A 9,994-nucleotide genomic window follows, 5' to 3' on the forward strand; every position below is an offset into this window, starting at 1 on the left:
GCTCGTGCTCGCACCCGCCGGCAAGTCTGTGCGCGTGCGCGGCCTGCACGCGCAGAATCGTGCGGTACAGGCCGGCGACGCGGGGCACGCAGGTCAGCGTTGCGCGCTCAATCTTGCGGGCATCGACAAGGAGCAGATTGCGCGCGGCGACTGGATCGTCGATACGCGGCTGGCCGAACCGGCCATGCGCCTCGACGTCGAACTGCAGTGGCTCGACGACGCGGGCATCACGTTGCAGCACTGGGCGCCGCTTCATGTGCATCTCGGCACGACGCATCGGGTTGCGAACGTCGCGTTGCTCGAAGGCGAAACGCTCGCGCCAGGCGCGGCGGCCCGCGTGCAGCTCGTGTTCGATGCGCCGTTGCACGCGTTGCCGGGAGACCGCTTCATTGTCCGTAACGCACAGGCGAACCATACCGTAGGCGGCGGGCGTGTGCTCGATCCGTACGGCCCGTCGCGGCGGCGCCGGACACCCGAACGGCGTGCATGGCTCGACGCGTTGCGCTCGTGGCTCGACGAAGCGAGCCTGGCACCGCTAATCGAAGAAGCGCCGCGCGGCATTGCGCGCGCGACCTTGGTGCAGTTGACCGGTTACGACGATGCCGCGCTCGCTTTGCCCGCCGGTGCGATTTCCATCGCACCGCAAGGACGCGACGACGAGGGCGCGGTGATCGCACATGCGCACTGGACGCGGCTCACCGGGCGCATTGTCGAAGCGCTCGCCGGGTTTCATGCGCGCTCGCCCGATGAGCAGGGGCCGGACGCGGCACGGTTGCGTCGCATGGCGGCGCCGCTCGTGAGCGATGCGGTGTGGCGCGCCGCGATTGAAGCGCTCGAGCGCGAGGGGCGCGTGGCACGCAGTGGCCCGTGGCTGCATTTGCCGTCGCACGCGGTGACGCTCGACGCCGACGATGAAGCGCTAGCGTCGCGCCTCCTGCCGCTGCTCGCGCAGGGGCGTTTTGATCCGCCGTGGGTGCGGGATCTCGCGCGCGAGACTCGGCAGCCGGAGGAGAAAGTGCGCGCGCTGCTGCGCAAGCTCGCGCGCCTTGGTAGGGTGTATCAGGTCGTGCGCGATCTTTTTTACGATCGCGACGTGGTGCGGACGCTCGCGCGTGCCGTCGCACAGATTGCCGAGGCGCAGGGCGGCGCGGTCAATGCCGCGGCGTTTCGCGACGCCACGGCATTGGGCCGAAAACGCGCGATTCAGATTCTGGAGTACTTCGACCGCGTTGGATATACTCGCTTTCAACGCAATACGCATTTGCTCCGGAACGATAGCCGGATGCGCGAATGGTTGTAGGCACACCGGTATGTGCGTGCGGTTGCAGGTGGTTGGGTTCGACGAAGGAAGGCATTCGTATCCGGTGGTACGGCCAGGCTTCAAACCTGGTTGGGGGCGTCAGCCGCTCCCGGGTCGGTTCGACTCCGGCTGCCTTCCGCCCTATGGGCCTTCCGGGCTATTCCGTGCTCTTCTACTAACGTCCTCCAGGTCGCTGATTTTAAAGCGATTTATGGGTAACGACGTGCTTGCGGCTGCCGCTGACGTCCCGCACAATTTCCTCACGAAGTATGGGTAGCGATGTGGGTTTGTGGGTAGGAGGAGGTCAATATGGCTGGACGACAGTTGCATCGGCTCAGCGCTCTGCGGGTCGCGAAAGAGGTGACGCCGGGCCATTACGCGGATGGCGGTGGCCTCTACATGCAGATCGCGGACAGTGGGGCGCGTTCATGGGTGTTCCGGTTCAAACTGAATGGCCGTATGCGGGAGATGGGACTGGGTCCGCTCTCACGTGTTTCCCTGGGTGAGGCGCGAAAACTCGCCGCCGGGTATCGCGATATGGTGAGGGACCTGATCGATCCCATCCTTGCGCGGCGCGAACAGCAGCGCCGACAGTTGCTCGATATATCGCCGGACGCCAATGTGACGTTTCGGGAAGCAACTGAAGCGTTTATCCGTGCGCACGAACCGCAGTGGCGAAATCGCAAGCATGTTCAGCAGTGGGGTAACACGCTCAAAACGTATGCATATCCGGTGATCGGTGACGTCCGGGTGCGCGACATTGATACCGCGATGATCGTACGGATCCTTCAGCCGATCTGGACGAAGAAGGCGGAGACTGCGCGCCGTGTACGCGGCCGCATTAAGGCGATTCTCGACGCAGAGACGGTGCTGGGTCATCGCGTCGGCAGCAACCCTGCGCGATACGTTGATCATCTGCAACTTGTGCTGCCGCGGTCGAAGAAACGTTCGCAAGTGAACCATCATCCGGCACTACCCTGGGAGGACTTGCCTGCGTTTATCCGCGAGCTTGAACAACGTCCGCGGCGTGCTGCGCGTGTGTTGCATCTGCTGATCCTTACGGCGACCCGCACGAACGAGGTGCGTTTTGCGCGGCCTGAGGAGTTTGACCTCGCCGCCCGCACGTGGTCAATTCCTGGCGATCGCACCAAGAGCGGCCGGCCCCTTCGCGTACCGCTGTGTGACCGCGCCGTCGAGATCGTGCGCAACGCATTGCCGAAGGCAAAATACGGATATCTGTTTCCGGGCTGCAAGGAAGGACGTCCGTTGTCGAATATGGCGATGCTGACGCTTCTGAGACGTATGTCGCGACACGGCATCACCGTACACGGATTCCGGTCGACGTTCCGCGACTGGGTTGCGGAATGTACGGACTATCCCGATTCGCTCGCTGAGGAAGCCCTGGCTCACGTCATCGCATCGCAGACAGTGGCGGCCTACCGGCGTCGCGACCAGCTCGAGCGTCGGCGCCTGATGATGGAGGACTGGGGAAGGTATTGCGGCGAAAACAAAGACGGCGCTGTGATGATGGCGTCGGCTGCATAACATGCGTTCGTTGCATGGTTGTTGTTCAGAGCCAACACGGGATCGTGGAAACCTATGCACACCCTGGCCCAATGGCTGGTCGCAGAGTGGCACGTCTGGTTTTTACCCGCGATTTACCCGAATGCTGCAATCGCTCGCGCGGACCGTCAGGCCGGGCCATGTCCCGGAGCATCGCGTAAGAACCATCACGCCGACGGACGAACTTTGTGCGAGTGTGAAAGACGGAGCGATCATTTGCCGGTTTTTTCCTCAGGGGCATGCTCGGGTACAGTCTGACGCGCGACACGCGGCCCTGTAGCGCACGCGTGTGGGACGACGGGCAAGTGTCGGCCAGTTTCTACCGTTCAATGGGGTCACACGGCGGATGCTCGAACGGCTGCTTCACACCGGTGGCAGTCGGCGGTCCATCCGCAGGTCACCTTGGATCTCGGCACTGAGCTGGCTCAGCCTGAGGAGGCTGGGGTGTGCGCCACGAGATCTTCAGACGGGCGACGCTCGGGCAAGGAGGAGCGCTGCCTCGACGCCGCCTTCCAGGATTTGCTCCGCGCGTGCAACGTCTGGCACGGCGCGCGCGAATTGGAGAGTTCCCACCATGAGAGCGAAGATGGCTGTCGCCCGACGACCGGCTGCAGCGAAATCGGCTTCTGGGAGCAATGCGGCTAACGTCGAAACGAAGCTTTGCAGCCCATCCTCATAGGTTTGCCGTGTTGGCACAGACTGCCGAGCGATTTCCGGAAGCAAGGCCGCTGATGGACATCCGCATGCTGGGTCTTCGCGATGCGCCTGATTGAGATAGCTTCGAATTACTCCCTCGAGGTCAACGCCTGCCTGAACTTTCTCTTCGAGGTTCTGTTGCCGCTCCGCTAGCGCGCTCCCAACCGCCTCTCGGACAAGCGCCTCCTTGGACTCAAAGTGGAGATAAAACGCGCCGTTGGTTAGGCCGGCCTCTCCCATGATCCCACTGATGCCCGCAGCCGAGACCCCATCCCGACGGAAGCATTTCGAGGCGACCTCAAGGATATGCTGCCGAGTCACGGCTTTGTGACCTTTTTCGAAACGCATTTTCTCTCCACTAGTGTCCCGCAGCCGTCAGTTTGCAGCCGCCTCCAACAAGGTTTGGAGGTCGCGATCAAGCTGCTGAGCCACGGTATTGACCTCCTCGCTGCCGAACTGGCCGAAAACGGAGGCTGGTCGATCATATTCAAACCCGACACCGCCATCGCCATCCTCGCGCAGCAGCACACGGATGGGTGCATAGAGTCCCGCCGACAGTTGATGGCGGGTCATCTTCGATGCGGTGAGCGGATTGCCGATATCGTACTGGATGGATCGGCGCGTCAGCCCGGCAATAGCCAGCAGCGCCCCGTGGTCACGCTGGCCGAAAATAGTGAGTGGCGGACATGCCTCCAACTCTCGAAGGGCGCGCGTGCTTTCGCCGTATCGCAGAAGCGTGAAGATGCCGTCATCGATGCGAGGCGCCAAGGCCACGAGCTTGGCTCGAACTTCCTCGAATGGCTTTATCGATTTGATTGTGACGTGCTCAATCGAAATGGTGCGCGTGGAGTACAGTGCATTGGCCATCTGTTGATCCTCGTTTCAGTTGCTGTTCGGGTTGGCCCGTTTCCCACGGAAAGGGCTAGAACGTCAGAGCGTCGGCGGCTGGGTGCCTAAGACTGCCTCGATCTGGCGGGCAAGCTTCAGGAGCGCCCGGTCGCCCGCCAGCGGGGCGTCCAGCTCAAGACCGATCGGAAGGCCCGCGCGAGACATGCCCGCAGGGAGACTGATACCCGGCAGCCCCACGCTGCTCGCTGACAAAGTGTGGTTCGCCAAAGCGAGGTTGCTGACTTCCTGGCCCGCGATGTGGAACTCTCCCTGCTCCTCGATCGAAGGCGCCGTGCAGGGCGTCGTCGGCTGCAGAATGGCAAGCGCCCCTCGCGTGACGAATGCCCGGTTCAGGCGGCGCTGGATTTCCGGACGGCTTACATTGAGCGCAGTCTGATAGGCCTCCACTGAGGTAGCACCTGCACCGCCTGGCAGTACGATGTGCTCCCACGCTTGGCGAAGGTGAGGCTTGAGGCCTTCGTAAATCGCCTCGAATGTGGTCGGAATATTGTGTAGACGGAGGAATTCCGAGATCGCGCCCTGGGTCTCATGGGCGAAAATGCCCCACGTAGTTGTCTGGATGAGTGCATTGAAATCTTCCCCGAGGTCGATCTCAAAGACCTCGGCGCCGGCGTCCTGCAACCGCCGAACTACCTCGCGGAAACGATTCTCGACTTCCGAGTCAACCAAACCCAGAAACTGCCGCGGCGCGAAGGCCAGTCGGGCTCCCTTGAGGTTGAAATCCCACTCGACGGGCTCCGCAGCCTGCTCCCCGGTGACGACCTGGTCCAGCAGTATGCAATCCTCAACACTACGCGCGAATACACCCGTCGTGTCGAGAGTGTGGGAGATCGGTGCGACGCCGTTACGCGGCCAGCGTCCTGTGGTCGGCTTGAAGCCTACGACACCACAGAGCGACGCGGGCACACGGATCGATCCGACTGTATCGCCACCCAAGGAGGCGGGCACTATCCCGGCGGCCACCGATGCGGCAGAACCGCTTGATGACCCGCCCGTGACGCGATCGTGGGCGCGCGGGTTCTTCACCTGGCCATAGCGTTCGTTGTGCCCGGTCAGCCCATAGGACATCTCCACCAGATTGTTCTTGCCGAAGACGAGGGCGCCTGCCTCCTTGATCGCCCGGACCGCATCGGCGTCTTCCGTCGGAATGAAGTGCGCCAGACGATCGAGGCCGATGCTCGTGGGCAGCCCCGTCGTCAGGTAGCTGTCCTTCACCCCGATCGGCACACCTAGTAGGGGAGCCTCCGCCCCGGCCGACCGCGCCTTGTCTGCGTTCTTCGCAGCCTCAAGCACGGCGTCTCCGTCGATGGTGATGAAAGCGTTAAGGTCAGCGTGCGACCGAGCCTGCCGCAGCAAAGCCGTGGCGTACGCCTCTGATGTCATCTCACCGCTACGGATCGCGTCGGCGGCCGCGGCGAGCCCGAGTGAAGCGAACCTCTGCATTTCCGGCGCAGACGTTTGGCTAGAACTGGCGATTATGTCGTTCATAAATTCCTCACAAGAATGATGTGTGACCGGGCATTTCACGACCCCGAAGAGGGTCGCAGTCGCATCGGATTACGATCATAATATAGAATTACGATCGTAATGCAAGAGGGTTCGCAGCGCTTACGACTTCGTTGGGAAGCGCGGGAGGATCTAGACTATGCTGGGTCCCACTCGCTGCGAGGGAACTGTGTAATGCTCGATGACTACTATTTGGTCTTACCCGCAGTTGAACGAGAGATGCCGAGATCCGTGGGACTCGAACGGGTAAGAAAATTGGGACTGTTCGCGAGCCGATCCGAACGATGACAGTGGGTCGCCGTCCCATTGTCGCGGTTTGTTCCGGGGCAGCGCGACGGGGCGTGGCTGGACCGAAGGCACCGTTGGGCGACGAATGGCTGCTGTGTCCTCGGAAACCGTCGCCGACTTAGCGACTCGACGTTCGTCTGCTTCGGGATCGATCAGGGACGGCCTGATTAGGCGCGTGTCGCGAAACTTTTCTCGTTCGAGAGTATGACGTCGCAGACGGGTTTCGCACTCACGGACGGCAGTGGATCGTTGACGTGCAAGCTCGAAGACGGACGGGCGACTTGTGAAGCTGCGTCTCATATCGACGGCAAAGTCAGCCGCGGTCGACACTATCTATGCGAACATCAACTGCGCGCTCCGAGGAAATTATCGAGTTTTTGGCGAATCGTGAATGCGGCGCGCCGTCTCATTAACGCAATTGATACTCCCGGCGTAGGCGTCTAACAGGTTGCTGAAGTACCGCTGAAACACGTCATCGCTCAGAGTTCGTGAAGCGTTGATAGATCAACCACCACTTGCCCACTGGAAATCATGCGCGGCGCCGACACGTTCACCGAGAGTCTGTTTTCCGTGCGCAAGCTGGATGACTTCGTCCCGAAGTCGCATCCATTGCGTTCGATCCGCGTGATGGCGAACGAAGCGCTGGCGAGGATGGATCGACTGTTCGCCGAGATGTACGAAGCGGACATAAAAGGTGGACGGCCGAGCATCGCGCCAGAGAAGCTGCTGCGAGCCATGCTAATCCAGGTGCTCTATAGCATTCGCTCAGAGCGCCAACTGATGGAGCAGGTTCAATATAACCTGCTTTTTCGCTGGTTCATCGGCCTGGCAATGGATGACGAGGTGTGGGTGCCCACGGTTTTCACGAAGAACCGCGAACGCCTGATCAAACACGACGCCGTCATCGAATTCTTCAACGAAGTGGTGGCCATTGCCGAGAAGAAGTACCTGCTCTCGGGTGAACATTTCAGCGTCGACGGCACGCTGATTCAGGCGTGGGCTGGACACAAGAGCTTCATACGCAAGAATGGAGGCGATCAGGACAACGACGGTGGCGGCGCGGGCGATTTCAAGGGCGAAAAACGTAGCAACGAGACACATCAGTCGAAGACCGATCCAGATGCGCAGCTCTATCGCAAAGGCAAAACGGCCAGCGAATTGCGGTACATGGGCCATACGCTGACCGATAACCGTCACGACCTGGTTGTCAACGCGCGCGTGACACGTGCCGACGGGCATGCCGAGCGTGAAGCGGCAAAGATCATGATCCACGACGCACGGCAAGCGGTACAGGATCCGAACGCAGAAATTACGCTGGGTGCAGACAAGGGTTACGATGCCCAAGAATTCATCGAGGCATGCCAACAGATGAAGATCACACCGCACATTGCGCAAAACACCTCGGGGCGGCGTTCGGCAGTGCCCGATACAATTGCCTCGAGCGCGGGCTACGCCATTTCGCAGCAAAAGCGCAAGTTGATCGAACAGGGTTTCGGCTGGGCCAAGACCGTGGGCCGCATGCGCCAGGTGATGGTGCGTGGTTTGAAGAAGGTGGACCAGATGTTCGTGTTGAACATGGCGGCGTACAACCTTGTGCGCATGCGATCGCTGGCACAAGTCCGTCCATAGTGGCGGTAAGCGCGGCAATGAGGCCAAAAATTAAGCCTCAAGCCGCCGAAAGAACGTTGAATTCGCGTTGAGATTGCACAATGCGAAAGTTTGCGACCGGCGAGCGCGTAAATCGAGGAGCGCCGCTTCCGCTGGGGGTGTATTTCCGCAACCTGCTAATGGACGTTACTGGAATATGTTGGAGTGGGAGTAATTTAGGATCCTCTGCAGTGGTCTGCAGAGGTCCGGCGATTCCCTGGTTTCCCATACAAAAACAAGGGTTTATCGACTATTTTGGTCCGCTGCCGTCCGTCGGCAGCGTTCCGTCGCCGACGGCATGAGCGACGGTATAGCATCTTTCTCTGCAGACGATCCATTTTGATACCGTCACGGCGCGTTACGGTATCAAACACGGTATCAGTTCATAGAGGATTGCATGCTGACCGACCTCGAATTGCGGGCGCTCAGACCGACCGGCAGGATATACAAGGTCACGGATCAGCGTGGCCTGTACGTGGCGGTCACCTCGGCCGGAGCGGTGAGTTTTCGCTTCGACTATCGTCTGAATGGTCGCCGGGAGACCCTGGTCATTGGCCGCTACGATCCCGGGTTGCCTGCGCGCGGCGCTCGCGCTGCCGACGAACTTTCCTTTGGCATGTCGATGCGTCTTGCGGAAGCAAGGTTGCTACTTGAGCGTGCTCGTCGGGAAGTGGAGCAGGGCGTCAGTCCGTCCAGAAGCAAGGTTGAAAAGCGCGTAGAAGCGGCCGACGCGATGACGTTCGGGAAATGGGTCGGTGATCAGTCGGTGCGGCGCCGGCATCCCTGCCGCGCACCGCACTCATGAAAACTGGGGAAAATTACTTCGACGAAAACGGGGAGTATCTATCCGACGCTGACAGTGGGTGCCAGACCGAGACAGCCGGCCAGTTCCCGTCGGTTGCGAAACTGCCGCCAACCGAACAGTTCCCTGATCAGTGTCGAGGCGCTGCCAGCACCGATGCCCGCGAGCTGGCTCAGGAGGGTCATGCCGGGATGGGCGCCGCTGCGCACCTGCTGGTTCTGCTGGGCTTCGAGCAGACGGATCTGCTTACGCACAAGCGTGAGCCGCTCATATTCGCGTTCAATCTCCGCGCGCAGACCGGGCAATAGCAGTTCGCGTTGCCGGGCCCACCAGTGCGTCCAGAGGCGACCGCCGACGTACTTGACTCGAAGGTTGTGCAGTACCAGCAGGGAGCGGACCCGGTAGGTGTGCGCAGTACGCTCGTGCCGCAGGCGTTCGAGTTCGCGGTGCAGACGCCGGTCGTCCTCCTGCTCGGGCGTAGGGATGCGGGCCACTGCCCACACGCGCCGTTCGCCCGTGTGATAGCGGATGAGCATGGACAGCAGCTTGTCGCTGTCAAGCCGGTCTGTCTTGGCGCGGCGCGCCCGACGGTTTACTTCGATACTGGCCGAATCCACCACAAGATTGACGAAGCCCTGTTCAGCAAGGCAGCGGTGAAGCCAGAAGCCGTCGCGACCAGCTTCATAACAGCTGCAGACGGTCGTGTCGGCGCCGAGATGGCAACGCGACCTCGCGTTGGCGACAGCTGCGAGAACAGCTGTGGTATCACCAGCGGCAACGGTATAACGGGCGGGTGCTCGCTGGCAGTCACCCAGTGAGAGCTTCCAACTCTTCTCGCCCAATTCTAAAGCCATGTACAGGCGACCGCCTGTAGTCGTATTCTGCCCATGGAGGGCTGTGTCAGGCGCATCCATTTGCGTGCTCCTTCGGAGAAAACGAGTGTGCAATTTCCGTTTTACTCCAGTCGGACTTACTTCCGCGGCCCTCCCACATAGCATCTACCGTAGCGTGTGCAGTTCGCTGCGGTACGCTTCGAGGCACTCAAACCGATGGACCATTTCATTGAGCGCACACTCTGGTGCGACACAGATGACGGTCGCACGCGCCTGAGTCAGGTGGATTTACGTGCGCGAATTGAGCCCCTCGTCATTCTGGGTGAGGCGGGCATGGGGAAGACTGCCCTGTTGGATTGGATCGCCGAGGCGCCAGGGTATGCACGATGCAGTGCTCGGCAACTCCTTGTACGTCCTGATCCCCGCTCCCTGCTTGGCGACGCCCAAGTG

6 protein-coding genes, 1 tRNA gene and 2 pseudogenes are annotated in these 9,994 nt (G+C 61.0%); 5 read left to right on the forward strand and 4 right to left on the reverse strand.

Annotated elements, in window-relative coordinates:
- From BHE01S_RS15090 to BHE01S_RS15100, 3 genes are all read left to right on the forward strand, one after another.
- On the forward strand, positions 1-1,300 hold a 1,300-nt coding region (locus BHE01S_RS15090; protein ID WP_042265375.1), incomplete at its 5' end, for a SelB domain-containing protein.
- Between the two features lie 46 nt (positions 1,301-1,346).
- Positions 1,347-1,439 (forward strand) — tRNA-Sec (locus tag BHE01S_RS15095).
- A 170-nt stretch (positions 1,440-1,609) separates the two neighbouring features.
- Positions 1,610-2,845, forward strand: coding sequence for a tyrosine-type recombinase/integrase (locus BHE01S_RS15100; RefSeq protein WP_042265377.1), 1,236 nt, complete (start codon positions 1,610-1,612; stop codon positions 2,843-2,845).
- Positions 2,846-3,325: 480 nt separating this feature from the next.
- On the opposite strand, the gene BHE01S_RS15105 is transcribed toward BHE01S_RS15100, so the two are convergent.
- The 3 genes from BHE01S_RS15105 to BHE01S_RS15115 form a co-directional block, all read right to left on the reverse strand.
- On the reverse strand, positions 3,326-3,907 hold the full coding sequence (locus BHE01S_RS15105) for a TetR/AcrR family transcriptional regulator (RefSeq protein ID WP_042265379.1): 582 nt from the start codon (positions 3,905-3,907) through the stop codon (positions 3,326-3,328).
- A gap of 27 nt (positions 3,908-3,934) precedes the next feature.
- On the reverse strand, positions 3,935-4,426 hold the full coding sequence (locus BHE01S_RS15110; protein WP_042265381.1) for a DUF302 domain-containing protein: 492 nt from the start codon (positions 4,424-4,426) through the stop codon (positions 3,935-3,937).
- A gap of 63 nt (positions 4,427-4,489) precedes the next feature.
- The gene (locus BHE01S_RS15115) at positions 4,490-5,956 is read right to left on the reverse strand and encodes an amidase family protein (protein WP_042265382.1); all 1,467 of its coding nucleotides are present in this window, start codon (positions 5,954-5,956) and stop codon (positions 4,490-4,492) included.
- Between the two features lie 837 nt (positions 5,957-6,793).
- On the opposite strand from BHE01S_RS15115, the gene BHE01S_RS15120 reads away from it, so the two are divergent.
- Both BHE01S_RS15120 and BHE01S_RS15125 read left to right on the forward strand, forming a co-directional pair.
- The gene (locus BHE01S_RS15120; RefSeq protein ID WP_042265385.1) at positions 6,794-7,891 is read left to right on the forward strand and encodes an IS5 family transposase; all 1,098 of its coding nucleotides are present in this window, start codon (positions 6,794-6,796) and stop codon (positions 7,889-7,891) included.
- 415 nt (positions 7,892-8,306) lie between these two features.
- A pseudogene (locus tag BHE01S_RS15125) lies at positions 8,307-8,660 on the forward strand (Arm DNA-binding domain-containing protein); the annotation flags it as partial.
- 107 nt (positions 8,661-8,767) lie between these two features.
- On the opposite strand, the pseudogene BHE01S_RS36795 reads toward BHE01S_RS15125, so the two are convergent.
- Positions 8,768-9,625 (reverse strand): annotated as a pseudogene (locus BHE01S_RS36795) (IS110 family transposase); the annotation flags it as partial.
- Positions 9,626-9,994 lie beyond the last annotated feature (369 nt).

It is taken from the genome of Paraburkholderia heleia NBRC 101817, from assembly GCF_000739775.1.
In the GTDB taxonomy this organism is placed as follows: Bacteria; Pseudomonadota; Gammaproteobacteria; order Burkholderiales; family Burkholderiaceae; genus Paraburkholderia; species Paraburkholderia heleia.

Coding starts and splice junctions, on each gene's coding strand:
- BHE01S_RS15110 (WP_042265381.1), bottom strand. CDS start 4,426: ATGGCCAATGCACTGTACTCCACGCGCACCATTTCGATTGAGCACGTC.
- BHE01S_RS15105 (WP_042265379.1), bottom strand. CDS start 3,907: ATGCGTTTCGAAAAAGGTCACAAAGCCGTGACTCGGCAGCATATCCTT.
- BHE01S_RS15100 (WP_042265377.1), top strand. CDS start 1,610: ATGGCTGGACGACAGTTGCATCGGCTCAGCGCTCTGCGGGTCGCGAAA.
- BHE01S_RS15120 (WP_042265385.1), top strand. CDS start 6,794: ATGCGCGGCGCCGACACGTTCACCGAGAGTCTGTTTTCCGTGCGCAAG.
- BHE01S_RS15115 (WP_042265382.1), bottom strand. CDS start 5,956: ATGAACGACATAATCGCCAGTTCTAGCCAAACGTCTGCGCCGGAAATG.